This window comes from Pseudomonas sp. NFACC39-1 (genome assembly GCF_900110355.1).
In the GTDB taxonomy this organism is placed as follows: Bacteria; Pseudomonadota; Gammaproteobacteria; order Pseudomonadales; family Pseudomonadaceae; genus Aquipseudomonas; species Aquipseudomonas tehranensis.
In genome coordinates this window covers 1-25,866 of record NZ_FODL01000012.1, presented here as the reverse complement: position 1 = coordinate 25,866, position 25,866 = coordinate 1, and the positions used below count along the sequence as shown (strand labels likewise).

25 protein-coding genes and 2 tRNA genes are annotated in these 25,866 nt (G+C 59.9%); 20 read left to right on the top strand and 7 right to left on the bottom strand.

The window, feature by feature from the left end; translation table 11 throughout:
- Positions 1–5: 5 nt before the first annotated feature.
- The gene (locus BMY45_RS21905) at positions 6–1,322 is read left to right on the top strand and encodes a S41 family peptidase (RefSeq protein ID WP_047226905.1); all 1,317 of its coding nucleotides are present in this window, start codon (positions 6–8) and stop codon (positions 1,320–1,322) included.
- Position 1,323: 1 nt separating this feature from the next.
- Positions 1,324–2,106, top strand: coding sequence for a divergent polysaccharide deacetylase family protein (locus BMY45_RS21900; protein ID WP_092401410.1), 783 nt, complete (start codon positions 1,324–1,326; stop codon positions 2,104–2,106).
- Positions 2,107–2,343: 237 nt separating this feature from the next.
- Here BMY45_RS21900 and BMY45_RS21895 read toward each other — a convergent pair whose 3' ends face one another.
- The gene (locus tag BMY45_RS21895) at positions 2,344–3,099 is read right to left on the bottom strand and encodes a substrate-binding periplasmic protein (protein WP_092401407.1); all 756 of its coding nucleotides are present in this window, start codon (positions 3,097–3,099) and stop codon (positions 2,344–2,346) included.
- Between the two features lie 216 nt (positions 3,100–3,315).
- Here BMY45_RS21895 and BMY45_RS21890 point away from each other — a divergent pair, with 216 nt between their 5' ends.
- On the top strand, positions 3,316–4,830 hold the full coding sequence (locus tag BMY45_RS21890; protein ID WP_092401404.1) for a trypsin-like serine peptidase: 1,515 nt from the start codon (positions 3,316–3,318) through the stop codon (positions 4,828–4,830).
- A 24-nt stretch (positions 4,831–4,854) separates the two neighbouring features.
- Here BMY45_RS21890 and hisF read toward each other — a convergent pair whose 3' ends face one another.
- The 6 genes from hisF to BMY45_RS21860 all read right to left on the bottom strand — a co-directional run bounded on the left by hisF (position 4,855) and on the right by BMY45_RS21860 (position 9,848).
- A complete protein-coding gene (gene hisF, locus BMY45_RS21885; protein ID WP_047226901.1) occupies positions 4,855–5,625 on the bottom strand; it encodes an imidazole glycerol phosphate synthase subunit HisF in 771 nt (256 codons plus the stop codon).
- 9 nt (positions 5,626–5,634) lie between these two features.
- Positions 5,635–6,372, bottom strand: a complete 738-nt coding sequence (gene hisA, locus BMY45_RS21880; RefSeq protein WP_047226900.1) for a 1-(5-phosphoribosyl)-5-[(5-phosphoribosylamino)methylideneamino]imidazole-4-carboxamide isomerase — start codon at positions 6,370–6,372, stop codon at positions 5,635–5,637.
- Positions 6,373–6,414: 42 nt separating this feature from the next.
- A complete protein-coding gene (locus BMY45_RS21875; protein ID WP_092401401.1) occupies positions 6,415–6,669 on the bottom strand; it encodes a DUF2164 domain-containing protein in 255 nt (84 codons plus the stop codon).
- Positions 6,669–7,307, bottom strand: coding sequence for an imidazole glycerol phosphate synthase subunit HisH (gene hisH / locus BMY45_RS21870; protein ID WP_047226898.1), 639 nt, complete (start codon positions 7,305–7,307; stop codon positions 6,669–6,671). The genes BMY45_RS21875 and hisH overlap by 1 nt, the downstream gene beginning before the upstream one ends.
- Positions 7,307–7,900, bottom strand: coding sequence for an imidazoleglycerol-phosphate dehydratase HisB (gene hisB / locus BMY45_RS21865; RefSeq protein ID WP_003186751.1), 594 nt, complete (start codon positions 7,898–7,900; stop codon positions 7,307–7,309). The genes hisH and hisB overlap by 1 nt, the downstream gene beginning before the upstream one ends.
- Before the next feature lie 286 nt (positions 7,901–8,186).
- Positions 8,187–9,848, bottom strand: a complete 1,662-nt coding sequence (locus tag BMY45_RS21860) for an OFA family MFS transporter (RefSeq protein ID WP_092401398.1) — start codon at positions 9,846–9,848, stop codon at positions 8,187–8,189.
- Positions 9,849–10,110: 262 nt separating this feature from the next.
- Here BMY45_RS21860 and BMY45_RS21855 point away from each other — a divergent pair, with 262 nt between their 5' ends.
- The 17 genes from BMY45_RS21855 to BMY45_RS21775 all read left to right on the top strand — a co-directional run bounded on the left by BMY45_RS21855 (position 10,111) and on the right by BMY45_RS21775 (position 25,727).
- Positions 10,111–10,509, top strand: a complete 399-nt coding sequence (locus tag BMY45_RS21855) for an acetyl-CoA sensor PanZ family protein (protein ID WP_092401395.1) — start codon at positions 10,111–10,113, stop codon at positions 10,507–10,509.
- Between the two features lie 140 nt (positions 10,510–10,649).
- On the top strand, positions 10,650–12,887 hold the full coding sequence (locus BMY45_RS21850; protein ID WP_092401392.1) for an AsmA family protein: 2,238 nt from the start codon (positions 10,650–10,652) through the stop codon (positions 12,885–12,887).
- Positions 12,884–13,951 (top strand): A/G-specific adenine glycosylase, encoded by a 1,068-nt coding sequence (gene mutY, locus BMY45_RS21845; protein ID WP_092401389.1) that lies wholly within the window; start codon positions 12,884–12,886, stop codon positions 13,949–13,951. Before BMY45_RS21850 ends, mutY begins: the two co-directional genes overlap by 4 nt.
- Complete coding sequence (locus BMY45_RS21840) at positions 13,948–14,220, top strand: oxidative damage protection protein (RefSeq protein WP_092401386.1); 273 nt, start codon at positions 13,948–13,950, stop codon at positions 14,218–14,220. The genes mutY and BMY45_RS21840 overlap by 4 nt, the downstream gene beginning before the upstream one ends.
- 102 nt (positions 14,221–14,322) lie before the next feature.
- Positions 14,323–14,398: transfer RNA gene (locus BMY45_RS21835), tRNA-Phe, on the top strand.
- Between the two features lie 153 nt (positions 14,399–14,551).
- Entirely contained in the window at positions 14,552–14,959 is a 408-nt protein-coding gene (locus tag BMY45_RS21830; protein ID WP_092401383.1) for a hypothetical protein, read from the top strand.
- 209 nt (positions 14,960–15,168) lie between these two features.
- Positions 15,169–16,239: a PDDEXK nuclease domain-containing protein gene (locus tag BMY45_RS21825; RefSeq protein ID WP_092401380.1), complete on the top strand. Its 1,071-nt coding sequence runs from the start codon at positions 15,169–15,171 to the stop codon at positions 16,237–16,239.
- A gap of 81 nt (positions 16,240–16,320) precedes the next feature.
- Positions 16,321–16,926 (top strand): biliverdin-producing heme oxygenase, encoded by a 606-nt coding sequence (locus tag BMY45_RS21820; RefSeq protein ID WP_092401377.1) that lies wholly within the window; start codon positions 16,321–16,323, stop codon positions 16,924–16,926.
- Entirely contained in the window at positions 16,923–19,157 is a 2,235-nt protein-coding gene (locus BMY45_RS21815; protein ID WP_092401375.1) for an ATP-binding protein, read from the top strand. The genes BMY45_RS21820 and BMY45_RS21815 overlap by 4 nt, the downstream gene beginning before the upstream one ends.
- Before the next feature lie 40 nt (positions 19,158–19,197).
- A complete protein-coding gene (locus BMY45_RS21810) occupies positions 19,198–19,644 on the top strand; it encodes a hypothetical protein (RefSeq protein WP_092401372.1) in 447 nt (148 codons plus the stop codon).
- A 548-nt stretch (positions 19,645–20,192) separates the two neighbouring features.
- Complete coding sequence (locus tag BMY45_RS21805; RefSeq protein ID WP_092401369.1) at positions 20,193–20,966, top strand: ABC transporter ATP-binding protein; 774 nt, start codon at positions 20,193–20,195, stop codon at positions 20,964–20,966.
- Between the two features lie 13 nt (positions 20,967–20,979).
- Positions 20,980–21,747 (top strand): ABC transporter substrate-binding protein, encoded by a 768-nt coding sequence (locus tag BMY45_RS21800; protein ID WP_092401366.1) that lies wholly within the window; start codon positions 20,980–20,982, stop codon positions 21,745–21,747.
- 78 nt (positions 21,748–21,825) lie between these two features.
- On the top strand, positions 21,826–22,521 hold the full coding sequence (locus BMY45_RS21795) for an ABC transporter permease (protein WP_092401363.1): 696 nt from the start codon (positions 21,826–21,828) through the stop codon (positions 22,519–22,521).
- A complete protein-coding gene (locus BMY45_RS21790) occupies positions 22,518–23,207 on the top strand; it encodes an ABC transporter permease (protein WP_092401360.1) in 690 nt (229 codons plus the stop codon). Before BMY45_RS21795 ends, BMY45_RS21790 begins: the two co-directional genes overlap by 4 nt.
- Positions 23,188–24,420, top strand: coding sequence for a methyltransferase (locus BMY45_RS21785; RefSeq protein ID WP_092401357.1), 1,233 nt, complete (start codon positions 23,188–23,190; stop codon positions 24,418–24,420). Before BMY45_RS21790 ends, BMY45_RS21785 begins: the two co-directional genes overlap by 20 nt.
- A 331-nt stretch (positions 24,421–24,751) precedes the next feature.
- Positions 24,752–25,576, top strand: a complete 825-nt coding sequence (locus BMY45_RS21780) for an FkbM family methyltransferase (RefSeq protein ID WP_092401354.1) — start codon at positions 24,752–24,754, stop codon at positions 25,574–25,576.
- Positions 25,577–25,651: 75 nt separating this feature from the next.
- Positions 25,652–25,727, top strand: a tRNA-Thr gene (locus tag BMY45_RS21775).
- Positions 25,728–25,866 lie beyond the last annotated feature (139 nt).

The window sequence follows — 25,866 nt, the reverse complement described above, 5'->3', positions numbered from 1 at the left end:
TCGACATGCTGCATTTGTCCCGCCTCACCTCGCTGGCCCTGACGATCGCCCTTGTGATCGGTGCGCCCCTGGCGTTCGCCGCTGAACCGGCCCCCTCGTCGACAGCCGCTACGGCCGCGACCACCAAGGCCCCGCTGCCGCTGGACGAACTGCGCACCTTTGCTGAAGTCATGGACCGGATCAAGGCCGCCTACGTGGAACCGGTGGACGACAAGCTGCTGCTGGAGAACGCCATCAAGGGCATGCTCAGCAACCTTGATCCCCACTCGGCCTACCTGGGGCCGGAAGATTTCGCCGAGCTGCAGGAAAGCACCAGCGGCGAGTTCGGCGGGCTGGGCATCGAGGTCGGCAGCGAAGACGGCTTCGTCAAAGTGGTTTCGCCCATCGACGACACGCCTGCTTCCAAGGCCGGCATCCAGGCCGGTGACTTCATCGTCAAGATCAACGGCCAGCCGACTCGCGGCCAGAGCATGACCGAAGCCGTGGACAAGATGCGCGGCAAAATCGGCCAGAAGATTACCCTGACCCTGGTGCGCGATGGCGGCACGCCGTTCGACGTGACCCTGACCCGTGCGATCATCCAGGTCAAAAGCGTGAAGAGCCAGTTGCTGGAATCGGGCTACGGCTACATCCGCATCACCCAGTTCCAAGTCAAGACCGGCGAAGAAGTCGCCAAAGCCCTGGCCAAGCTGCGCAAGGACAACGGCAAGAAGCTCAACGGCATGGTCCTGGACCTGCGTAACAACCCCGGCGGCGTGCTGCAATCGGCGGTGGAGGTGGTGGACCATTTCATCACCAAGGGCCTGATCGTCTACACCAAGGGCCGCATTGCCAATTCCGAACTGCGCTTTTCGGCCACCGGCAACGACCTGAGCGAAGCCGTGCCGCTTGTGGTACTGATCAACGGTGGCAGCGCTTCGGCATCGGAAATCGTCGCCGGCGCCCTGCAGGACCAGAAGCGCGGTGTCGTCATGGGCACCACCAGTTTCGGCAAGGGCTCGGTGCAAACCGTCTTGCCGCTCAATAATGACCGCGCCCTGAAGATCACCACTGCGCTGTACTACACCCCTAACGGCCGCTCCATCCAGGCCCAGGGCATCGTCCCGGACATCGAGGTGCGCAAGGCCAAGATCACCAGCGAGCAGGACAGCGAGTACTTCAAGGAAGCTGACTTGCAGGGTCACTTGGGCAATGGCAACGGCGGCGCCGACAAACCGACCGGTTCCGGCGCCAAGGCCAAGCCCATGCCGCAGGATGACGACTATCAGTTGGCTCAGGCCCTGAGCCTGCTCAAAGGACTGAACATCACCTCCGGCCGCTGAGATGGGCCTGCGCTTCATCCTGGGCCTGGTGTGCTGTCTGGCGGGCGCTGTCTTTGCCGCACCCGCTACACAGCCTCCGGCACCACACAAGGCCTACCTGAGCCTGATCATCGACGACCTGGGGCAAAACCTGCCCCGGGATCGCCGCGTGCTGGCTCTGCCCGGCCCAGTCACCGCAGCAATCATGCCCGACACACCCCATGCCGCCGAACTGGCTCGTGAAGCCCATCGCGCCGGCAAGGTCGTCATGCTGCACATGCCCATGGACCCGGCCACCGGGCCGTTCGCCTGGCATCCGGAACTGCCCCTGGAGGAGCTGGAAAAACGCCTCGACGCCGCATTCGCCGCCGTGCCCTTCACCAGCGGGATCAATAACCACATGGGCAGCCGCATGACGTCCCAGCCGCGGGCCATGGCGTGGTTGATGGCGAACTTGCAGCAACGGCACAAGTTCTTTGTCGACAGCCGCACCAGCGCCCAGACAGTCGCCGCCGCCGAGGCGCAGAAGATCGGCCTCGCCAGTGTGTCGCGCGATGTGTTCCTGGACGATGAGCGCACCGAAGCAGCCATCGCCCATCAGCTTCAGGTCGCCATAGAGCTGGCTCGCCAGCAGGGCTCGGCGGTGATGATTGGCCATCCTTATCCGCAGACCCTGGCAGTGCTCGAACGCGAACTGCCCAGGCTCAAGGCCCAGGGCATCGAATGGATCGACATCAAGTCGATGATCAGCTTGCGCAGCAATCGGGCGATGGCCGGGCATGGGAAAGATGGGGTTTATCGGTAGCGGCGACTGTGTTGCTGCCATCGCGAGCAATCTCTCACAATGGGCCTATGAACACCCAAGCGACCTTGTGGGAGCGGGCTTGCTCGCGAAGGGGCCGGCACATTCAACATGGATGCAAGCTGACCCACCGCTTTCGCGAGCAAGCCCGCTCCCACAATGATCCGTGGTGAAGGCAGTATTTGTGATCGCCCCCGATACCTGTGTACGAGCCTGCTCGCGATGGCGGCGCCGTGGTCTTCAGAGATACCGCGCCATGATCGTGTCCACCGCACCTTCCTGGCGCAGTTCATCCAGGGCCGCTTGAAGGCGGGCGACCATGTCGTCGGGCACGTTTTTGTTCAACGCCAGGTACAACTCGGCACTGTTGAACCGTAGCACGGTCTTGAGATCGCTCACCCCTTCCTCACGCGCCAGATAGCGCCCGGCCGGATCCCCGGTGGCCCACAGATCGATTTGACCATTGACCAGCTTCCTGGCGTTGTCCTGATCGCGCAACACGACAATCGGGTTCAGCCCTTGCTTGGCCAAGGTCTCGGCAATCGCGTCACCCTTGTAAGCCCCGATCCTGTATTGACGCGCCTGCTCCAACGAGTCCAGCGAAATCTTGCTATCGGCCTTGGCGAGCATGATCCAGTCGTCCGGGCCAATCGGGCCGACCCATTTGAAGAGTTTTTCACGCTCGGGCAATCGCGCCGTGACAAACACGCCGTACCCGGGATTATCCAGGGCCAGTTTATAAATTCGCTCCCACGGGAAACGCAGCGTCAGGCTGTAGTTGATATCGGCACGCTTGAATATCTCGCGGACAATGTCCACGGCGATGCCATTGATGTTCTCGTTCTGAGCGAAGTTTTTGCCATTCTTGGCCATGTTGTAGGGCGGGAAGTTTTCCGTCAGCAACACCAGGCCGACATCACGGCGATCTTGAGCTTGTGCCCCGTTGACGAACAATAAAGAGGCACTGGCAAGAACCAAAAGAATGCGTCTGAACATGTCTGGCTACCCGAATCCATGGCGTGCCCAAGAGTGCCTCGGGCCTGCGAGCATGTCCACAGCCCTTTGCTACCCAGGCGGCTCAACGACTCAAAATATAAAAGAGCACTCTCACCGTTGAGGTAACTATTTACCGCCAACCGTCAGCCCCTACCTGATTAATTGGAGAACACCGGCCACGCCGGTTTTCATTCAACTAACCAAAGGCATCACTCGATGAAATCGATCTCCTTTCTGCTGACCGGCCTGTTCTGCTCGCTGAGTTTGCAGGGTATCGCCCACAGCCAGGACTTTGGCGAAGGCATGCAAAATTTTACGGCCTCAAAGGTCCTTGAAAATGCGGATGGATCACACAACCACTGGCGAGGCGTCGGACGCCTGTTTATCGACGGCTCTTGTACCGCGACGCTCCTCGACACTCAGGATGCATCGGTACCCCAACCAACACCCGCCTATGTGCTCACTTCAGGACACTGTATCGAAAAAGGCAACGGCAACATCGTGACGGATAAACCGGTCAGCGGGGTCATGCAGTTCGATTACTTCGCCGACACCGGATTATTCAAAACCTACGCGCTGAAAAAGGTGGCATGGCGCAGTATGCAAGGCGTTGATCTGGCGATCATAGAACTGGACGTCAGCCTTCAGAAACTCATTGAGGAAGGTATACAGCCCCTGGAGCTGGCCCGACAAAAGCCTGCCGACGGGACTGATGTGCTGATCGTGAGTGCCCCACTGGGTTTCGACAAAACCACATTGCGCATGGCTGCCTGCACTTTGCAGCCTGCTCGGGAAATAGTGGAAGGCCCATGGGTGTGGCGAAACAACGTAATGACGCGCTGTCAGGATATAGCTGGCGGCAGTTCAGGGGGGCCGATTCTTGATCGTCACTCCAACGAGATAATAGGCGTAATAGGCACCGGCAACCTGGCGGCCGGTTTCGCTCCATGCGACGAACATGCACCCTGTACGCGGGTTGGGGATGTCTATAAAGCCATTCCCAAAAACGTTTATGGGAACCCGACAATCTTTCTCAACGGATGCTTTGTGCAAGGCCACATTGCCAATGAGGCAACTTCCTCTTGCCCGCTTTATCCAGCGTTTACCGTGAGTGCTGATACCAACGAGCCGGCAAGGTACAAGAGGCTCAAAAAACGGGATGACGGGACGACGGAGATTCCGACATGGGATTACCACTTCTCCATCAGCACCGCTTTTTATCGCCACAAGACCGTGCGCGCTGCGAAGGACTGCGAAAGTGGCCATTACTACAGCGACGCGATAAGTTCTAACGACGCATTTATCAACAGCGAGATTGGCACCCAGCCCGGTTTCTATTTCCTTTGCATTCTTGGCGTTGATTCCGCGGCTCAAGGAGCGCAGGTCGGACTCATCAAGAATGGACTGTCCCTTGCGGTGGAAGTCCTCGATGACACGCCAACGGCGCAGCCTGATTTGTCGATCAGCAGCGGAGTCGGTGTGGAGCTGGCACGCGGTAACGAGTACCGGACCTACGCAGTCAAATTTGGCCCGCTGGACACCACAGATTGTTCAAAGGATGAGCAATATGTTAGCCACACCTACATGGATTTCTGGTTTCCGGATGCAGAACTGCCGCTGAAATTCTGCACAATCGCCTACGACAAATCAGGACAGGCATCCGAGCCGAGGGTTGACGTACTGAGCCCTGCAACAGGGGCGCAAAACGCAACCCGTCGCTCCCTGAGGTGAGCATCGGGGCTCGTCTGTGCCAGCTTATCGAATGACGATTCCGCGCTGCGCCATGTAAGCCTTGGCTTCCGGCACGGTGTATTCGCCGAAGTGGAAAATGCTTGCCGCCAGTACCGCACTGGCATGGCCCTCAAGGATGCCATCGGCCAGGTGCTGCAGGTTGCCGACGCCGCCGGAGGCGATGACCGGAATGCCCAAGGCATCGCTGATGGCGCGGGTGACGCCCAGGTCAAAACCGTTTTTCATGCCGTCCTGGTCCATGCTGGTCAGCAGGATCTCACCGGCCCCCAGGCCTTCCATCTTCTTCGCCCATTCCACGGCGTCCAGGCCGGTGGGTTTGCGCCCGCCGTGGGTGAAGATTTCCCAGCGCGGGGTTTCGCCCGGGCCGGACACTTTCTTGGCGTCGATGGCCACGACAATGCACTGCGAACCAAAACGCTGCGCCGCTTCGCCGACGAATTCCGGGTTGAACACCGCAGCGGTGTTGATCGACACTTTGTCCGCACCGGCGTTGAGCAGGTTGCGGATGTCCTGCACGGTGCGTACGCCACCGCCCACGGTCAGCGGGATGAACACCTGGCTAGCCATGCGCTCGACGGTATGCAGCGTGGTATCGCGGCCGTCGACGCTGGCCGTGATGTCGAGGAAGGTAATCTCGTCCGCGCCCTGCTCGTCATAGCGACGGGCGATTTCCACCGGGTCGCCGGCGTCACGGATGTTCTCGAACTTGACGCCCTTGACCACCCGGCCGTTGTCCACGTCGAGACAGGGAATGATGCGTTTTGCCAGCGCCATGGTGAGTCCTCAGCCTTTGTAGGAATCGCAGAAGGCCTGGGCCTCAGCAACATCCAGTGTGCCTTCGTAGATCGCGCGACCGGTGATCGCACCGATGATGCCTGGCGCCTTGGCGTCGAGCAGCGCCTTGATGTCGCCCAGGTTATGGATGCCGCCGGAGGCGATCACCGGGATCTTCGTGGCGGCAGCCAGGGCGGCGGTGAACGGAACGTTGCAGCCCTGCATCATGCCGTCTTTGGCGATGTCGGTGTAGACGATGGCAGACACCCCGTCGGCCTCGAAACGCTTGGCCAGGTCAATCACCTGCACGGTGCTGACTTCAGCCCAACCGTCAGTGGCGACGAAACCGTCCTTGGCATCCAGGCCAACGATGACCTTGCCCGGGAAGGCGCGGCAAGCCTCGGCGACAAACGCCGGGTCTTTCACCGCCTTGGTGCCGATGATCACATAGCTCACGCCGGCCTTGACGTAGTGTTCGATGGTTTCCAGCGAGCGGATGCCACCGCCGATCTGGATCGGCAAATTCGGATAGCGCTTGGCAATGGCCGTGACCACTTCACCGTTCACCGGCTGCCCTTCGAAAGCACCGTTCAGGTCGACCAGATGCAGGCGACGGCAGCCGCCCTCCACCCACTTGGCGGCCATGCTCACCGGATCATCGGAGAACACCGTGGAGTCTTCCATCCGGCCCTGACGCAGACGTACGCAAGCGCCGTCCTTGAGATCGATAGCGGGAATAATCAGCATCTGGCAAACCTTCAAATTCGAATGTTCAGCTTGGCTCGGAAATCAGTTTTTCTCGAGCGCCCACAAGTCGCTTTCGATGCTCTCGAACCTTTCTTTAAGGTGCGCCTGCACATCGAAAATCGCCCTGTTGTAATAGTGCGGAGCAATTTCGCGGGTAAACAGCTCAAGAATTTCCGCGGCTTCGAACGAACCCAGCTCCAGTTCGAAACGATCCTCCATGAACCGCTGGATCTTGCGGTTCGCCTCACTCTCCTGCTCGGGCGTGAGGGTGAGGATCGGCGGTTTCTTGCGGGCCATTACCAGCGACCGTCCCACGCCGCGAAGTTCTGCAACAGTTGCAGGCCATGGGTATGGCTCTTCTCCGGGTGGAACTGCACGGCGAAGCGCGAACCGTCGGCCAGGGCCGCGGCGAAGTCGACTCCATAGTGACCGCCGCCCACCACCTGCCGGGCATTACCGGCCGCGATGTAGTAGCTGTGCACGAAGTAGAAGCGCGCCAGGTCCGGAATGTTGTGCCACAGCGGGTGATCCACCGTCTGCTTCACCTCGTTCCAGCCCATGTGCGGGACTTTCAGGTGCTCGCCGTCTTCGTGCAGATCCTTGCCGAAAAACTTCACCTGGCCTGGAAACATCGCGATGCAATCGACGCCGTCGTTCTCCTCGCTGCTTTCAAGCAAGGCCTGCATGCCCACGCAGATGCCGAGGAACGGACGGTCCTGGCTGACCTCATGCACCAACGAGTCGAAGCCCAGGCGACGGATCTCGGCCATGCAGTCACGAATCGCACCGACGCCGGGGAAAACCACCCGATCGGCTTCACGAATCACGTCGGCATCGCTGGTGATCAGTACCTTGCCGGCGCCCACGTGCTCGAGGGCCTTGGCCACCGAGTGCAGGTTGCCCATGCCGTAATCGATAACCGCGACCGTCTGCATTACAGAACGCCCTTGGTGGAGGGCATTTGCCCGGCCATGCGGTCATCGAGCTCCACGGCCATGCGCAGCGCGCGGCCGAAAGCCTTGAACACGGTTTCGATCTGGTGGTGGGTGTTGTGCCCACGCAGGTTGTCGATGTGCAGGGTCACATTGGCGTGGTTGACGAAGCCCTGGAAAAATTCCTGGAACAGGTCCACGTCGAAGCCGCCAACGGTGGCACGGGTGTACGGCACATGCATTTGCAGGCCCGGACGACCGGAGAAGTCGATGACCACGCGCGACAGCGCCTCATCGAGCGGCACGTAGGCGTGGCCGTAGCGACGGATGCCTTTCTTGTCGCCGATGGCTTTGGTGAAAGCCTGCCCCAGGGTGATACCGACGTCTTCCACCGTGTGGTGGTCGTCGATGTGCAGGTCACCCTTGCTGACGATATCCAGGTCGATCAGCCCGTGGCGGGCGATCTGGTCCAGCATGTGCTCAAGAAAAGGCACGCCGATATCAAACCGGGCCTTTCCGGTGCCATCCAGGTTGATCGAGGCTTTGATCTGGGTTTCCAGAGTGTCGCGCTCGACAGACGCCTTACGTTCGGCCATCACCAGCTCCGCAAAATCATTGGGCGAAAAAGGCAGCCATTATAGGGGCGCGAGCGGCAAACAGAAACATAAGAGGTGACATCACTGACGGGATGAATCCCCGGCTGTCGGCGATAGACATGTCCATACAAGCATTTTTGCCATCACCCAAAATCAAATGTGGGAGCGGGCTTGCTCGCGAAAGCGGCGTATCAGTCGACATCATCGTTAACTGACACACCGCTTTCGCGAGCAAGCCCGCTCCCACATTAGGTTTGCCCTCACCTTGAAGGTTCGGGCAACAGTCTTACTGGAACAACACCGCCGTCTTCTGCAGGGTTATCCACACACCCCACGCCAACGGAATGCCCACCACCAGCCAGGCGGCGATCGCCAAAGGCTTGGTGCCCGGCGCAGCTTTCCACTCCAGCGAAGTGGTGCTGTCGGCGCCCTTGTCATGGCCCAGCGCCTGTTCAGCGGCCAGTTCGGCATCGGTCATGAAGTACTTGTCGGCGACCGGACGGACCATCATGTTGCACAGGAAGCCCAGCACCAGCAGGCCGGCGAGAATGTACAAGGTGATGTCATAGGCCGCGGCGCGTTCAACACCGATGCTCAACTGATATTCACGCAGGTAGTTCACCAATACCGGACCCAACACGCCCGCCGCAGCCCAAGCGGTCAACAGGCGACCGTGGATCGCGCCGACCATTTGCGTACCGAACAGGTCCGCCAGGTAGGCTGGCACGGTGGCGAAACCGCCGCCGTACATCGACAGGATGATGCAGAACGCCGCCACGAACAGCGCGACGCTGCCCAGATGACCCAGGTTCGGGATCAGCGCGTACAGGGCAAAGCCCAGGGCGAAGAACACGAAATAGGTGTTTTTACGGCCCAGGTAATCCGAGCAGGATGCCCAGAAGAACCGTCCACCAATGTTGAACAGGCTCAGCAGACCGGTAAAACCGGCCGCAATGGCAGCGATCTGACCCAGTTGCGCAGCGTCCAGTTGACCGAACGGCAGGTCATTGCCAAGCAACTTGCCGCCGAACACTTCCTGCAGCAGTGGCGAAGCCATGCCGATGATACCGATACCAGCGGACACGTTCAGGCAAAGCACCAGCCAGACCAGAATGAACTGCGGGGTTTTCCAGGCAACGCTCACGTGAACGTGGCGATGGGTGATCATCGCGTTTGCCGCTTTCTTCGGCGCCGGAGTCCAGCCTTCAGGCTTCCAGCCGGTCGGCGGAACGCGGTATGACAGGGCACCCCCGATCATGAATACGAAGTAGATCGCAGCCATGACCAGGAAGCTTTGCCATACACCCACTTCAGTCGGCGAAGAGAAATGGCTCATCAGGGCTGCAGCCAGCGGAGCACCTACCATCGCGCCGCCGCCAAAGCCCATGATCGCCATACCGGTGGCCATGCCACGCTTGTCCGGGAACCACTTGATCAGCGTCGAAACCGGGGAGATGTAGCCCAGCCCCAGGCCGATACCACCGATGACCCCGGAGCCGACCCACATCAGCCAGATCTGGTGAGTGTAGATACCCAACGCGGAAATCAGCAGACCGCCGCACCAGCACAAGGCCGATACAACGCCAGCCTTACGCGGCCCAGCGTGTTCCAGCCAGCCGCCCCAGATGGCTGCCGAGCAACCCAGGAAGATGAAGAACAGGGTGTAGATCCAGCCGAGCATCGAGATCGGCCAGTCACATTGGGATGAAAAGACTTGTGCGATGAAGCTCATGTCCGGTGCACAGGCTACAGGCTTGGTGACGCCCAGTGCCTTGGACAACGGCAACCAGAACACCGAAAAGCCGTAGGCCATGCCGATGCACAGGTGGATGGCCAGTGCGGCCGGTGGAACCAGCCACCGGTTGAATCCGGGCTTGGCGATAATGCGTTCCTTGGAGAGGAACGCAGGCTGGTCGGCAAAGCCGTCCGCCGTGATGCTCGTGCTCATTTGTGTATCCCCCAGTTATTGGTATGGCTCGCCAGCCATGCATCACCCTCAGCCTTATTGCACGCAAAGCACGACTGTATTTTCTGGTGAAGCTTCATTTTGGTGCGACATTGAGTCGCAGAAGGACGGGCGAACGGGTAAAGGTTACCATTTGCTTATGACAGAAAAGCCAAAATGCCATCACCTTTTTTACATCTTCTGTCTTATCGCGCCGTTGCACGTTTTCTGTAGGGTGTGAATCGTTTATTTTTCAGGAATTTATATGCCCATCGTTGTCGAGCAGTTGAATGACGCCACCTGTCGGGACCAGCAGGACCTGCACAAGATCTACCAGGATGCCCCGGCCTGGCTGTTCGAGCCGTTTACTGACGGCACACATTTGATACGCACATGCCTGGAGGACGGCGCGTTGATCGCAGCCCGCTTCAATGACCGGTTGCTCGGTGCCGCACGGCTGCAACGGCACCAGGACGTCTGGCACTTGTCCCAAATGTGTGTGCGAAACGTTACCCGTCGTCGTGGGGTGGCGGAACGATTGGTCAGCGAAGCACGGAAAATGGCTACGCAACACGGTGCTGAACTGAAGCTCTTGGCCCCACCCGGTCATCTGGAAGCCCAGGCGCTGGCGGCCAAATTGAAGCTGGCACTGGAGCAGGCCTAGCTCCGGGAGCTCAGCGCAGCCCTCGCTACCGGATCCATGGCCCCCAAGCCTGTCAGAAAGAACGATCACCCAACGCGCCACCAGGTCAGGGCGTTATACTCCCAGGCTAATTTTTGAACTCAACCTACAAGGACTCGCCCATGAAAGCGTTCGGCAAAATCCTGGGTCTGGTACTCCTCGGGCTGTTGCTGGTCATTGTGGCCTTGGGCTTTGCCCTGACCCACCTCTTCGATCCCAACGACTATAAAGAAGAGATCCGCCAGATAGCCCGCGACAAGGCCCATATTGAGCTGACCCTCAATGGCGACATCGGCTGGAGCCTTTTCCCGTGGCTGGGTCTGGAGTTGCACGAAGCCAGCGTCGCCACCCTGGCAAACCCGACACAACCGTTCGCCGACCTGCAGATGCTCGGCCTTTCCGTGCGCGTGATTCCACTGCTGCGCCGGGAAGTGCAGATGAGCGACGTGCGGGTCGAAGGCCTGAACCTGCGACTCAACCGTGACAAGAATGGCCACGGCAATTGGGAAGACATCGGCAAGGCCCCCGCGTCTAAAACCACGGCAAACGCCCCGGCACCGGCCGAACAACCTGCCCCTGGGGACAGCACCCCGGCGCAGAAACCGGCCCAGCCAACCCGCCTGGACATCGACAGCCTGACCGTGAACAACGCCCGGGTCGAATACACCGACGAGCAGGCCGGCAGGCAGTTCACCGCCGAAAGCATCCAACTGAGCACCGGCCCGATCCATGACTCCACCAACATTCCGGTCACCCTTACCGCATTCCTGGCCAGCAACCAGCCAGCCGTGCGCGTGCGCACCGAAGTCACGGGCGAGCTGCGCTTTGAGCGCGCCTTGCAGCGCTACAAGTTCGAAGACCTGAAGCTGTCCGGCGAAGCCACGGGCGACCCTTTGCAAGGCAAGACCGTGACGTTCGCGGCACACGGGCAGTTACTCCTGGATAAAGCGGCGAACGTCGCCGAATGGACCGGCATCAAGCTGTCCATCAATCAACTGCGGGCGTTGGGCGAACTGAAGGTGAATGATCTGGACAAGACCCCGCAACTGAGCGGCGGCATGTCGATCGCCCAATTCGACCTGGCGAAATTCGTCGACGGCGTCGGTCAGCAACTGCCGGCCATGGCCGAAGGCAGCCTGAGCAAAGTCGAACTGGTCACCCGCATTGCGGCCACGCCGACCAGCGCCGAATTCAATAGCATCAATCTGAAAATCGACGACAGCACCTTCAGCGGTCGTATCGCCGTGGAAGACTTTGCCAAGCAGTCACTGCGTGCGCAGCTCAAGGCTGATACCTTCAACGTTGACCGCTACCTGCCGCCAAAATCCGCCGAGGCCGACAGTTCCAAGGCAGCCCGTGAGGCGGAGGTCAGCAACACCGAAGCCAGTGCCATGGCCGGCGCCGGCAGCACACCGTTGCCGAGCGCGCCCACCCAGGGCGCCTGGAGCAACGACCGGCTGTTTCCGGTCGAACGCCTGGGCAAACTGGACCTGAATGCCGACCTGACCTTCGGCCAACTGACCCTCGATAAACTGCCGATCCAGAATGCCGCCCTCAAGGCCACCGGCCAGGGCGGCCTGCTGACCCTGGAAAACCTGCGGGGCGATCTGTACAACGGCAACTTCGAAGTCAAAGGCACGCTGGACGTGCGCCAGCCCATGCCGCAGTTGAACCTGCAGACCCGCATCAACCGGGTACCGGCCGAGAAAATCATCGAAAGCCAGGGCAAGAATCCGCCCGTCAAAGGCCTGGTGACGCTCAACAGCGCCGTGACTGCCAGCGGCAACAGCCAAAAGGCCCTGATCGACAGCCTCAACGGCACTGCCGGGTTCGTCATCAACGATGGTGTACTGCTCAATGCCAACCTCGAGCAGCAATTGTGCAGAGGCATCGCCACCCTCAATCGTAAAACCCTCAGTGGCGAGCCCCGGGGCAAGGACACGCCGTTCGAGCAACTCAACGGCAATCTCACCTTTCGCAGCGGCGTGGCCAGCAACCCGGACCTGAAGGTCCGCATTCCTGGCATGACCGTCAACGGTAACGGCGATATCGACCTGCGTGTGCTGGGCATGGATTACCGCGTCGGCATCATCATCGAAGGCGACAAGAGCGACATGCCCGATCCGGCTTGCCAGGTCAACGAACGTTACGTCGATGTCGAATGGCCGTTGCGCTGCCGCGGTCCGCTGGAGTTGGGCGCGAAGGCATGTCGCCTGGACAACGAAGGTCTGGGCAAAGTCGCCGCGAAACTGGCCGGCGACCGCCTCGGCGACAAGCTCAATGAGAAGATCGACGAGAAGCTCGGCGACAAGGTCAGCCCCGAGCTGAAGGACGCGCTCAAGGGGTTGTTCAAGCGATGACCGCCGAGCAGTTTTCCAGCGCCGTACTGGACTGGTTCGACCGCCACGGGCGCCACGACTTGCCTTGGCAGCAAGACATCAATCCGTATCGGGTGTGGGTCTCGGAAATCATGCTGCAGCAGACCCAGGTCAGCACCGTGCTCAATTATTTCGACCGGTTCATGGCCTCGCTGCCCACCGTGCAAGCTCTGGCCGCCGCGCCGGAAGACGAAGTGCTGCACCTGTGGACTGGCCTGGGCTACTACACCCGCGCCCGCAATCTGCAGAAAACTGCAAAGATCGTTGTCGACCAATATGACGGTGAATTCCCCCGCGACGTGGAAAAACTCACCGAGTTGCCGGGGATCGGCCTGTCCACAGCCGGCGCCATCGCCAGCATCAGCATGGGCCTGCGGGCACCGATCCTCGATGGCAACGTCAAGCGGGTGCTGGCGCGCTTCACCGCCCAGGAGGGTTACCCGGGCGAGCCGAAGGTCGCGAAGCAATTGTGGGCGACCGCCGAGCGCTTTACACCTCAAGACCGGGTCAATGCCTACACCCAGGCGATGATGGACCTGGGCGCCACACTGTGTACCCGCAGCAAACCCAGTTGCCTGCTTTGCCCGCTGAAAAATGGCTGCCAAGCCCACATGCTGGGGCTGGAGACCCGCTACCCGATCCCCAAGCCCCGCAAGGACGTGCCCAAAAAACGCACGCTGATGCCAATGCTGGCCAACCGCGAAGGCGCGATTCTGCTTTATCGTCGCCCCTCCACGGGCCTGTGGGGCGGCTTATGGAGCCTGCCGGAACTCGACGACCTCGACGACCTGCAACACCTGGCCCTGCAACACTCGCTGGAACTGGGCAAACAACAGGAAATGCCAGCTCTGGTACACACTTTCAGCCACTTTCAGTTGGCGATCGAACCCTGGCTGGTCCGGGTCCGGGAAACCGGCCATCACGTGGCCGAGGCCGACTGGCTCTGGTATAACCTCGCCACCCCGCCGCGCCTGGGCCTCGCCGCCCCGGTCAAGACCTTGCTCGAACGCGCGGCCGCCGTATTGAACGCAGGAGAGTTGCAATGACCCGCACCGTGATGTGCCGCAAGTACAAAGAACAACTGGAAGGCCTGGAGCGCGCGCCCTTTCCGGGCGTCAAAGGCCAGGACATCTACGACAATGTCTCGGCCAAGGCCTGGGCGGACTGGCAAAAACACCAGACCCTGCTGATCAACGAAAAACGCCTGAACATGATGAACGCCGAAGACCGCAAATACCTTCAAGGCGAAATGGAAAAGTTCTTTTCCGGCGAAGAATACGCCAAGGCCGAAGGCTACGTGCCGCCGTCCGAATAGGCCACCCAGAACCGGGGCGGATCGTAAGCGACGGTAATAATTAAATATTTTTTGATAACGTGCTTGACGACCCCCTGAAAAACCCGTTTAATGCGCCCCGTTGCCCAGATAGCTCAGTCGGTAGAGCAGGGGATTGAAAATCCCCGTGTCGGCGGTTCGATTCCGTCTCTGGGCACCAAATACCGAAAACCCCGATCAAGAAATTGATCGGGGTTTTTTATTGCGTGAAATTTATTTCCGCTGCCACCCTGTCTGTGGCGGATAGAAATTCGAAGGGTTTGCCCTGAAGCTGTAGCATAGGCGGCCTTATTTTCACGTCAGGAATCTGACCATGTCATCGGCAAACAAACAGCAGAAACGAAACCAGCGCGCCAAGGCGAAAGCCAAAAAGAACCGTATTCAGCGTGCCGCTGCGCCGAACGATTTCCTGGACCCGAACGATGAGCGCATCGATCTGGAAACCGTGGACCTGACGGAGCTGTTCCAAGTCATGCGCGCGGCTGAAAAGATCAGCCAGCAGGCCATGTGCGCGGTCTTCTTGGGGCATCCGCTGCTGGCGCTTGTGTTGGAGCAGGAAGGCGAGGAAGAGGCCACTGACTTCATCATTACCGTCCTGATCGAATACCGTCGCCTGACCACGGGCGTCGATGAGCAGGCCGCGCTGGACTGGGTCGAGAGTGAACAATTCCAGACCGATTATGTCGCCGCGTCCAATGCGCTGGCCCAAGGTTCGATCTGATCATCGTCCGCGTTACGAGGACGTTGGCAGTGGATGACGCCCTACCAGGATAGCTCCTACAAGCCAGGGTCAGCCAAGATCAGGCGGCGTCAAACCCGTCCTGCAAGAATCGGACGGCTTTCCTCCTGCTTAATCAGACTCGCCCGGCATCATCGAAACGTCGTCCAGAGCATCCTTTTGGTCCGCCCATTCTCACGGCTGACATTTCGATGACCGCACTTCTCCCTCAAGACGACCCAAAGCTTGCCCCTCTGATTAATGAGCTAGGTGAACTGATCCGCCAGGCACGCCAGAAAGTGCTGCGTGCCGTCGATACGATTCAGGTTCAAACCTGCTGGCAGATTGGGCGGCACATCGTCGAATTCGAACAGGGAGGAGCCGAGCGGGCGACTTATGGCGCACGACTGCTGCCGTCGCTGGCGAAAGTACTGACAGCGAGGTTTGGGAAAGGGTTTGATGCTTCGAACCTGCGCTACATGCGTCTTTTTTATCAGGCCTTTCCAATGTGTGACGCACTGCGTCACGAATTGAGCTGGCCCCACTATCGCATGCTGCTCCGTGTCGAAAATGAGAGTGCGCGGCGTTGGTATATGGACGAAGCCGCTGCGCAGAACTGGTCCACGCGCGCCCTTGAACGTCAGATCGGCACCTTCTATTACGAACGCCTGCTGGCCAGCCAAGACCGCCCGGCAGTGAAACAGGAGGCGACTTCCCATACTGAAAAGCTCAATCTCAGCCCAAGAGACATCGTCAGGGATCCGGTCGTCCTGGAGTTCCTCGGAATGCCCAATGCCGGCGCTTTGCTGGAAACCGACCTGGAGCAAGCCTTGATCGACCAGCTACAGGGCTTTCTCCTTGAACTGGGCAAGGGGTTCGCCTTCGTCGCTCGCCAACAACGCATCAGCACCGAAAGCAAAGACTTCTACCTCGATCTGGTCTTTTACAATTACCTGCTCAAGTGTTTTGTGATCGTCGACCTCAAACGCGGTGAGCTGAGCCATCAGGACATTGGGCAGATGGACATGTATGTGCGTCTCTACGACGACCTCAAGCGCAGTCCCGATGACAAACCCACTGTTGGCATTATTCTCTGCGCCCAAAAAGATGAATCGGTGGTGCGTTACTCTGTCCTGCAAGGCAACGAACAATTGTTCGCCAGTCAGTACAAACTGGTGCTCCCTACGGAAGAAGAGCTGCGCAATGAGCTGGATCGTGAACGGGAAAGGCTTGAGAGTTGGCAACCGGGCCTGGCGACGGGCGAAATGACAGCCGACAGCTGATGACCGTTCTCGGCAAAAAATCTGTGTAAGATTGATGCGCTTTTTTTCCAGCAACGCTCCAGTCAACGAGCTCTATCGCGCATGTCACCGGCCGCACCTCCCCCTTCTCTGATTCAGGCATTGCGGACCGAAACCGCTGAGCTGCACGTCGCCCTGGAAAAACGCTTGCCGTTTTTCTCCGAACAGCTGGACCTCGACCTGTACCGGCGCCTGATGGCGGCCTACTACGGCTTTTATAAGCCGCTGGAACAACGACTTCATGTTCTGACGCTGACACCGACGGGGCTGGACCAATCCCTGCGGATCAAACTCCCCGTACTACGGGCGGACCTTACGGCACTGGGCCTGGGTGACCACGCTATCGAAACACTGCCCACCTGCGCGGACCTGCCGCAGATCGACTCCCGTGCCGCTGCCCTCGGGGTTTCCTATGTGCTGGAAGGCGCGACACTCGGGGGGCAAATCCTGCGCCGCAGAGTGGCCGAGCAGCTGGGTCTTGATGCCTCCAGCGGCGCGGCGTTTCTCAATGTGTATGGCGAACTCACCGGCCGGCGCTGGAAGGATTTCCTTCAGTACCTGGGCGACAGGAACCTTGGCGACGCTCAAACGCTCGAAGTCACACGTGCCGCCAAAGCGACCTTTACCCATTTTGAACACTGGCTGGACAGCCAAAAGGTATTGTTATGACCCCGGAAAACCAGGAAGCCTTCGAAGAGCTGCTGGCCAACTGTGCAGATGAACCGATTCGCTTCCCTGGGGCCATCCAGCCGCATGGTGTGCTGCTGATGCTGTCCGAGCCCGACTTCGTCATTCGGCAGGTCAGCGCCAACGTATTGCAATTGATGGGACACGATCCTCACGGTCTCCCGAGCCAGACGCTGGACGCACTGTTCGGGCAGCAGCAGGCCCAAGCCATCCTCAAGGCCTGTCGCACCGATGCGGATGGCGACAACGCGCCCGTGGAGATTGTCGTGAACCAACTGCGTTTTGACGCCCTGGTCCACCGCCATCAAGGCGCCCTCATCGTCGAACTGGAACAGCACCTGAGCGACTACCGTCCCGAAGGTGTCAGCGGCGAAGCCAACCTGGGGCGCATGTTGCAGCGCCTGCAAAGCGCGAAAAGCCTTCAGGCTCTCTACGAAATCAGCGTTCGGGAAATTCAGGCCATGACCGGCTACGACCGGGTGCTGATCTATCGCTTCGAAGAAGAAGGCCACGGCCAGGTGATAGCCGAGGCCAGCGCGCCGTCGATGGAACTCTATAAAGGCCTGTTCTTCCCGGCATCCGACATCCCTGAGCAGGCCCGGGAGCTGTATCGCACCAACTGGCTGCGGATCATCCCCAACGCTGACTACACACCGGTACCATTGGTCCCGGCGTTGCGCCCCGACACGCAAACAGCCCTGGACCTGAGCTTTTCCACCCTGCGCAGTGTCTCGCCGATCCACCGCCAATACATGAAGAACATGGGTGTGCTGTCGTCCATGAGCATTTCCCTGATGGAAGGCGAACGGCTGTGGGGCCTGATCAGTTGCGGTAACCGCCAACCACTGCTCGTGCCCCATGAGATGCGCATGGCCTGCCAGACCATCGGCCAAGTGCTGTCGCTGCAGATCAGCGCCATGCAAGCACTGGAGCTGACCCGCCAACGGGACGCCAAGCTTGAGGACCTCAAGGTTCTCGCCACCGCCATGGCCGAGTCCAGCGACAATGTCTTTGACGGCTTGTCCCGCGAACCCCAACGGCTGATGGACTTGGCCGGCGCCACCGGCGTCGCGATCCTCGAGGACAACAAGCTGCACCGCCACGGTCAGTGTCCGGAAGCGGAGCAGATCCGCGAACTGCATAAATGGATGCTGGAGACTGGCGAGGCCGTTTTCTCCCACCACAACCTGAGCAGCGTTTTCACTCCGGCCCAGGCTTATCAGGACGTGGCGAGCGGCGTGCTGGCGATTCATCTGCCCAAGCCTGTGGAAAATGGCGTGCTGTGGTTCCGCCCCGAGGTGAAGCAAACCATCCAGTGGAGCGGCGACCCGCAAAAACCCCTGGACCTGGAAAGCAGCGAGACCGGTTTGCGCCTGCGACCGCGGACGTCTTTCGAGATCTGGAAAGTCGAAATGGCCGGCATCAGTACCCAATGGACCCACGGCGATCTGTTCGCCGCCAACGACCTGCGCCGCTCGGCCCTGGAAAACGATCTGGCTCGGCAAGTCCACAAGGAGCGTCAGGCCGTGCAGGCGCGTGATGAACTGGTGGCAGTGGTGTCCCATGACCTGCGCAACCCGATGACAGTCATATCCATGCTCTGCGGCATGATGCAAAAGTCCTTCAGCTCCGACGGCTCCCATAGCTCCAAGCGAATTGCCTCAGCCATCGACACCATGCAACAGGCCGCCAGCCGCATGAACGTACTGCTCGAAGACCTGCTGGACACTTCGCGCATCGACGCCGGACGCTACACCATCCACCCCCAGCCGATGGACGTCAGTCAGATATTCGAAGACGCCTGCTCGCTGCTGACGCCACTGGCAACCGCCAAGGCCATCGATATTTCGTTCCACGCCGAACCCGACCTGAAGATCAATGCCGACCCCGAGCGGCTGTTCCAGGTGCTGTCCAACCTGATCGGAAACGCCATCAAATTCACGCCCCGGCAAGGCAGCGTAGGCATCAGCGCGATGTCGGTGGGTGACGAGATCGTGTTCAGCGTTCGTGATACCGGCGAAGGAATCAAGCCGGAACAATTACCTCACGTGTTTGACCGCTACTGGACAGTCAAGGAAGGCAACCCGAACGGCACCGGGCTGGGTTTGTATATTTCCAAGGGGATTGTCCAGGCCCATGGCGGTAAACTGCATGCCGAAAGCCAACCCGGCAAGGGCAGTGAATTCAGCTTTACCGTGCCGAAAATCAACTGAGCCGGGCATCGCCCCCTAACCCACTGGAAACCGAAGCCCAATGGCCTCACTGAACAAACAGCAAAAACGCGCCAAGCGTGCCAAAGACAAAGCCAAACAAATCCGCATGAGCGGGCGTAAATCCATCCCTATGTATGGCGACCCGGCCCACGCCACCGCCCAGCCACCGGTCTACGTGCTCGAACTGTTCGCCAAGCTGCGCGAAGCCGAGGCCATCAGCCGCAGCGAAATGCTCGACACCCTCCTCGCGTCCGTCAGCGTGATGATCAGCGAACGCCCCGGCCTGCTGGACCTGAAAAATGCCGAGAACGAAAGCATGGCCGCCACCAACCTGGCCGCCGACATGCTGGTGGACTACCGCATGTGGGCCGACGACATGGACCGCGAGACGGCGCAGCGCTGGCTCAGCACCCCGGAGTTCATCAAGGACTTCGGCGAGGCGCTGGATCGTTATCGTCAGTTGATGGAAGAGCCCGCCAGCGAATAAGCCGGCCAGCTATTCGTGCAGCACCGCTGCCTGCGTCGGCGGTGTCGCGGTATTCCTCACTGCTGCGTGGCACCGATACCGAGTACTTGCCCGACGGAGAAGAGGCCGTAAACACTTTCATGACAAATAACTCTGAGCATTCGCAAGACTGGGATAGGTGGTTCGACAATGGCGACGCGACTGCTGACTACATGACAGAACGCGATCAGCCTCACGCAGATGAGAACAGCCAGCTAAAATCTCCTATGGACGATAAAAACGTACAACGGCAACACTCATCCGGTTAACCCTTCCAACCCCCGCCCAAAGCTGGCACCATCGCGCCTTTTTTTACGCGACTCCCCGGGATTTTTACCGGTAAACAGAGTTCGAACGACCGTTTGGTTGTTGATGGCGCGACAGTCTGCTGCGCCGATGCGACAAGCTGCCGCACATTCACCGTTTACCCCCCGTAGCGCTGTTGGCTGCCATTCGGGCGCTATGCTAGCTTGGCCGCCTCGCCAGGAAGGCCGCCAACAGCAAGGGAGCACACACCATGAGGACCGCACATGGCCCAGGCCACGCCCGCGCTTGAAATCCGCAACTTGCACAAACGCTACGGAAAGCTGGAGGTGCTCAAAGGCGTCTCGCTGACCGCCCGCGACGGCGATGTGATCTCGATCCTGGGCTCCTCCGGTTCCGGCAAGTCCACATTTCTGCGCTGCATCAACCTGCTGGAAAACCCCAACCAGGGTCAGATCCTGGTGGCCGGCGAAGAACTCAAGCTCAAGGCCGCGAAAAACGGTGAACTAGTGGCCGCCGATGGCAAACAGATCAACCGCCTGCGCAGCGAAATCGGTTTTGTGTTTCAAAACTTTAACCTCTGGCCGCACATGAGCGTGCTCGACAACATCATCGAAGCCCCGCGCCGGGTGCTCGGCCAGAGCAAGGCCGAGGCGGTGGAAGTGGCCGAAGCCCTGCTGGCCAAGGTCGGCATCGCCGACAAGCGTCATGCCTACCCTGCCGAACTCTCCGGCGGTCAGCAGCAGCGCGCCGCCATCGCCCGCACGTTGGCGATGCAGCCTAAAGTGATTCTGTTCGACGAGCCCACCTCTGCCCTTGACCCGGAAATGGTCCAGGAAGTACTTAGTGTGATCCGCGCCCTGGCCGAAGAAGGCCGCACCATGCTGCTGGTGACTCACGAAATGGGCTTCGCCCGTCAGGTTTCCAGCGAGGTGGTGTTCCTTCATCAAGGCCTGGTCGAGGAGCAAGGATCGCCACAGCAGGTCTTCGAAAACCCGCTTTCGGCGCGCTGCAAACAATTCATGTCCAGCAACCGCTAACGGAGCAGTACCTATGCAGACCTACAAGAAATTCCTCCTGGCCGCTGCCGCCAGTCTGGTCTTCTCGGCCAGCGCCATGGCCACGGAAACACTGAAGATGGGCATCGAAGCGGCCTACCCGCCGTTTAACAACAAAGATGCCAGCGGCAACGTGGTCGGCTTCGACAAGGACATTGGCGACGCCCTATGCGCCAAGATGAAAGTCGAATGCAGCGTGGTGACCTCCGACTGGGACGGCATCATTCCAGCCCTGAACGCCAAGAAGTTCGACTTCCTGATCTCCTCGCTGTCGATTACCGAGGAACGCAAGCAGGCCGTGGACTTCACCGAGCCGTACTATTCCAACAAGCTGCAATTCATCGCGCCGAAGGCCACCACCGATTTCAGCACCGACAAGGCGTACCTGAGCGGCAAGACCATTGGTGCCCAACGCGCGACGCTGGCCGGTACCTGGCTGGATGACCGCAACATGGAAGATGACTACAACATCAAGGTCACGCTCTACGATACTCAGGAAAACGCCTACCTCGACCTGCTCTCCGGCCGCGTTGACGCCATCCTGGCGGACAAATACGTGCAATATGAATGGCTCAAGAGCAAAGACGGCGCCGCCTTCGAATTCAAGGGCGACCCGGTGGTGGAAAGCGACAAGATCGGTATCGCCGTACGCAAGGGTGACGACGAACTGCGCACCAAGCTGAACGCCGCGCTCAAGGAAATCGTGGCCGACGGCACCTATAAAAAGATCAACGACAAGTACTTCCCGTTCAGCATCTATTGATCCTGACGTGCCTGGCCGGCGCTGCTTCATTGCGGCGCCGGCCCTTAGCAAAGCCTGCCGCGATATGAACACACACCCATGATGATCGATCTCTACGGATTCGGACCGGCGCTCGCCGCTGGCGCGCTGATGACCGTCAAACTGGCGCTCTCGGCCCTCTGCCTGGGGCTGGTGCTCGGCTTGCTCGGCGCCTTGGCCAAGACTTCCCCGTACAAGCCGCTGCAATGGCTGGGCGGCACTTATTCGACACTGGTTCGCGGCGTCCCCGAATTGCTCTGGGTGCTGCTGATCTACTTCGGCACCGTCAACCTCATGCGTGCCCTGGGCGAATACTTCGGTAACCCGGACCTTTCCCTGAACGCCTTCGCCGCCGGCGTCATCGCCCTGGGCCTGTGCTTTGGCGCCTACGCCACGGAAGTATTTCGCGGCGCGATCCTGGCAACTCCCAAGGGCCATCGCGAAGCTGGCGTGGCCCTGGGGTTGTCCAAGTGGCGGATCTTTACCCGGCTGATCATGCCGCAGATGTGGCGCATCGCCCTGCCCGGCCTGGGCAACCTGTTCATGATCCTGATGAAAGACACGGCGCTGGTGTCGGTGATCGGCCTGGAAGAAATCATGCGCCATGCGCAAATCGGCGTGACCGTGTCCAAGCAGCCGTTCACCTTCTATATGGTAGCCGCGTTCATGTACCTGGGCCTGACCGTGCTCGCCATGATCGGCATGCATTTTCTGGAACGACGTGCCGCTCGCGGCTTTGCCAGGAGCACCCAATGAACTGGGAAGTCATCATCAAGTGGCTGCCGAAACTGGCCCAAGGCGCGACATTGACCCTGGAACTGGTGGCCATCGCCGTGATCGCCGGTCTGCTGCTGGCGATTCCGCTGGGCATCGCCCGCTCCTCACGCCTGTGGTACGTGCGGGCTTTACCCTACGCCTACATTTTCTTTTTCCGTGGCACGCCGTTATTGGTTCAGCTGTTCCTGGTCTACTACGGTCTGGCGCAGTTCGATGCCGTGCGTAGCAGTTCGCTGTGGCCGTACCTGCGGGATCCGTTCTGGTGCGCCACAGCCACCATGACCCTGCACACCGCCGCCTACATCGCTGAAATCCTGCGCGGCGCGATCCAGGCCATCCCTCGTGGTGAAATCGAGGCCGCGCGAGCCCTGGGCATGTCCCGCCCCAAAGCGTTGTTCTACATCATCCTGCCTCGCGCCGCGCGCATCGGCCTGCCGGCCTACAGCAACGAAGTGATCCTGATGCTCAAGGCCAGCGCCCTAGCGAGCACCGTGACCCTGCTGGAGCTCACCGGCATGGCCCGCACCATCATTGCCCGGACCTACTTGCCGGTGGAGATCTTCTTCGCGGCCGGCATGTTCTACCTGCTGATGGCGTTCGTGCTGGTGCAGGGCTTCAAGCTGCTGGAGCGCTGGTTGCGCGTCGATGCCTGCCAAGGGCGCTGACCGCGGCGTGCTGACGGGCGAGGCGTTACTCGCCCGTTTCACCGCGCTGGATGCTTTTCTCACAACGCACCAGGCATTGTGGAAACCGCGTCCGTTCACCCACCTGCAACTGCCATGGGAAGGGTCCTACCCTGAGCTGGCCCAATGGCTACGCCAGCGCTCGCTGGAGGACGCGGAAAACGACCATCACCAACCCTGGCTGATTCAACATGCACCCGCGCCATTTCCAGAACTGGCGGCCATTTCCCATGCGTTGAGCGCCGTCGCAGAACTGCCGGGCAAAGAGCTCAAAGCCGCCGCCCATCGCCTCAGCGTCGACGTGCCAGGCCGTAAATGGCAGCAGATCGAAGCGTTCGCCAGCCGCCTGCACTTCGCCACCCGACCGACCCACTGGCTCGATTGGTGCGCCGGCAAAGGTCACCTTGGCCGACGCTTGCTGCAGGATGAACAACAGCTGACTTGCCTGGAATACGACCCAGCCCTGGTCGCCAGCGGCCAGCAGCTGAGCCAACGCCACCGTTTACCCGCCACGCACTTGCAGCAAGACGTGCTGGCGGCAGAGGCCGACCTGGCGATCCGCCCTGAACACACGCCGGTAGCCCTGCACGCCTGCGGCGACCTGCATGTGCGTCTGATGCAATTGGCGAGTACCGCTGGCTGCGCGCAACTGGCCATCGCCCCGTGCTGCTACAACCGCATCAGCACCGAGCGCTATCAACCACTGTCCGACGCTGCCAAGGGTTCGGTCCTACAGCTATCGCTGGACGATCTCGGTCTACCCCTGACAGAAACCGTCACGGCCGGCGCACGTATCCGGCGGCAACGGGACCAGTCCATGGCTCGGCGCCTGAGCTTTGACCTGCTGCAACGACAAATCCGGGGCCGCGACGACTATCTGCCCACCCCGTCACTTCCCAGCACCTGGCTGGAAAAGTCCTTCGCCGACTACTGCATCGATCTGGCCGCCATGAAAGACTTATCCACAGTCGGCTCACCCGACTGGACAGCACTGGAAGCAGCCGGCCATCAGCGTCTGGCCGAAGTGCGCAACCTGGAATTGGTCCGAGGCCTTTTCCGGCGGCCTTTGGAGCTGTGGTTGGTGCTGGATCGGGCACTTTTTCTCAGCCAGAAAAATTACCACGTCCGCCTCGGCACCTTCTGCGAAACGCCGCTGACGCCACGCAATCTGATGCTACTGGCCGAGCGTTACTGATACGAAACAGCCTGTGGATAACTCTGTTGATGAAAAAGTCTTGGATCCAAGAAATCCGCGATTTTCTGCTGCAACCGGGGCTGGTCATTTTTTGTTCATATGGATAAAAAACCATTAAAACAGGCATTTGCGAGCAAACGAGAAAACTGTCACAAAATCGCAAGATGACAGTCGCCCCGCCCCGCCCGTTGTGCATAAGCGCTCAAACAAAACGACATAACCGCCGAACTCAGTGCTCCCACACGCCTGCAATTGCGCCCACCGCGCCCGTGCAGTACAACAGCCTTACGTATCGTGACTGACACAATGCCGACACACACAAGGACTGGCCGTGACGTTCATTTCCTACGCACAAAACTTCGAAGACATACGCCTGTGGCGCGCCCTTCAATCGGTGGAAAACGGCTTTTATCTGGACGTAGGCGCCAACCATCCGACAGAAGATTCGGTGACCCGGGCTTTCTACGACCACGGTTGGCGCGGGATCAACATCGAACCGGTGCCGGCGTACTACGATGCCCTCTGCCAACAACGTCCCGACGACATCAACCTGCAATGCGTGGCCGGCGAAAACGCCGACAGCCTGACCTTCTACACCATTGCCGACACAGGCCTGTCCACCGTCGAAGCCAGCGTCGCCCAACAACACCGTGACGCCGGCATGAATGTGAGTGTCCAAACCGTCCAGTCCCGCACCCTGACGTCGATCTGCGAGCAATACGCCCAGCACCGCCCCATCCACTTCTTAAAAATAGACGTCGAAGGCCACGAAGAAACCGTGCTGCGCGGCATGGACTTCAGCCGCTGGCGCCCCTGGATCATCCTCATCGAAACCCCATGGACCCGCGACCAGACCTGGGAAACCCTCGTCACCGACGCCGGCTACCAGCCCATCCTGTTCGACGGCCTCAACACTTTTTACCTCGCCGAAGAACACCTGGCGCTCAAACCCGCTTTCGACATCCCCCCGTGCAACCTCGACGGGTTCCAGTTCTGCAAGGGCCACAAATTCAGCCACCCCCTCAGCGAACCCGACCAACAACTCACCACCGCCCTGCAACGCGCCGAACGGGCCGAAGCCCAACTCCATGCCCTGCAAAACAGCCGCACATGGCGAACCTTGCAGAAAGTACGCAACCTCGTACGCCGCGCCTGAGCCAAGGCCCTGCAAAAATAGTCAGAATTCAGGGGTTTACAGAACGCACCCAATCGCTATAATCGTCGCCCACACGCCGGTATAGCTCAGTTGGTAGAGCAACTGACTTGTAATCAGTAGGTCCCGGGTTCGACTCCTGGTGCCGGCACCATACAAAACGAAGCCCTCGCAGAAATGCGAGGGCTTTGTTGTTTCTGCACATCCACTTTCCTATCCACACACTGAACTCTGTGGGAGCGAGCCTGCTCGCGATGAGGCCATCACAACCACCGACAATCTGCCATACAGAC

Bases quoted from the DNA above. Each gene is read 5' to 3' on its own strand.
- BMY45_RS21855 (WP_092401395.1), top strand. From the start codon at position 10,111: ATGCCCATCGTTGTCGAGCAGTTGAATGACGCCACCTGTCGGGACCAG.
- BMY45_RS21905 (WP_047226905.1), top strand. From the start codon at position 6: ATGCTGCATTTGTCCCGCCTCACCTCGCTGGCCCTGACGATCGCCCTT.
- BMY45_RS21875 (WP_092401401.1), bottom strand. From the start codon at position 6,669: ATGGCCCGCAAGAAACCGCCGATCCTCACCCTCACGCCCGAGCAGGAG.
- BMY45_RS21850 (WP_092401392.1), top strand. From the start codon at position 10,650: ATGAAAGCGTTCGGCAAAATCCTGGGTCTGGTACTCCTCGGGCTGTTG.
- BMY45_RS21785 (WP_092401357.1), top strand. From the start codon at position 23,188: ATGCCTGCCAAGGGCGCTGACCGCGGCGTGCTGACGGGCGAGGCGTTA.
- mutY (WP_092401389.1), top strand. From the start codon at position 12,884: ATGACCGCCGAGCAGTTTTCCAGCGCCGTACTGGACTGGTTCGACCGC.
- BMY45_RS21860 (WP_092401398.1), bottom strand. From the start codon at position 9,848: ATGAGCACGAGCATCACGGCGGACGGCTTTGCCGACCAGCCTGCGTTC.
- hisA (WP_047226900.1), bottom strand. From the start codon at position 6,372: ATGCTGATTATTCCCGCTATCGATCTCAAGGACGGCGCTTGCGTACGT.
- BMY45_RS21895 (WP_092401407.1), bottom strand. From the start codon at position 3,099: ATGTTCAGACGCATTCTTTTGGTTCTTGCCAGTGCCTCTTTATTGTTC.
- hisH (WP_047226898.1), bottom strand. From the start codon at position 7,307: ATGCAGACGGTCGCGGTTATCGATTACGGCATGGGCAACCTGCACTCG.
- BMY45_RS21830 (WP_092401383.1), top strand. From the start codon at position 14,552: ATGTCATCGGCAAACAAACAGCAGAAACGAAACCAGCGCGCCAAGGCG.
- BMY45_RS21805 (WP_092401369.1), top strand. From the start codon at position 20,193: ATGGCCCAGGCCACGCCCGCGCTTGAAATCCGCAACTTGCACAAACGC.
- BMY45_RS21890 (WP_092401404.1), top strand. From the start codon at position 3,316: ATGAAATCGATCTCCTTTCTGCTGACCGGCCTGTTCTGCTCGCTGAGT.
- BMY45_RS21810 (WP_092401372.1), top strand. From the start codon at position 19,198: ATGGCCTCACTGAACAAACAGCAAAAACGCGCCAAGCGTGCCAAAGAC.
- BMY45_RS21815 (WP_092401375.1), top strand. From the start codon at position 16,923: ATGACCCCGGAAAACCAGGAAGCCTTCGAAGAGCTGCTGGCCAACTGT.
- BMY45_RS21825 (WP_092401380.1), top strand. From the start codon at position 15,169: ATGACCGCACTTCTCCCTCAAGACGACCCAAAGCTTGCCCCTCTGATT.
- BMY45_RS21800 (WP_092401366.1), top strand. From the start codon at position 20,980: ATGCAGACCTACAAGAAATTCCTCCTGGCCGCTGCCGCCAGTCTGGTC.
- BMY45_RS21840 (WP_092401386.1), top strand. From the start codon at position 13,948: ATGACCCGCACCGTGATGTGCCGCAAGTACAAAGAACAACTGGAAGGC.
- BMY45_RS21790 (WP_092401360.1), top strand. From the start codon at position 22,518: ATGAACTGGGAAGTCATCATCAAGTGGCTGCCGAAACTGGCCCAAGGC.
- hisF (WP_047226901.1), bottom strand. From the start codon at position 5,625: ATGGCGCTGGCAAAACGCATCATTCCCTGTCTCGACGTGGACAACGGC.
- BMY45_RS21795 (WP_092401363.1), top strand. From the start codon at position 21,826: ATGATGATCGATCTCTACGGATTCGGACCGGCGCTCGCCGCTGGCGCG.
- BMY45_RS21900 (WP_092401410.1), top strand. From the start codon at position 1,324: ATGGGCCTGCGCTTCATCCTGGGCCTGGTGTGCTGTCTGGCGGGCGCT.
- hisB (WP_003186751.1), bottom strand. From the start codon at position 7,900: ATGGCCGAACGTAAGGCGTCTGTCGAGCGCGACACTCTGGAAACCCAG.
- BMY45_RS21820 (WP_092401377.1), top strand. From the start codon at position 16,321: ATGTCACCGGCCGCACCTCCCCCTTCTCTGATTCAGGCATTGCGGACC.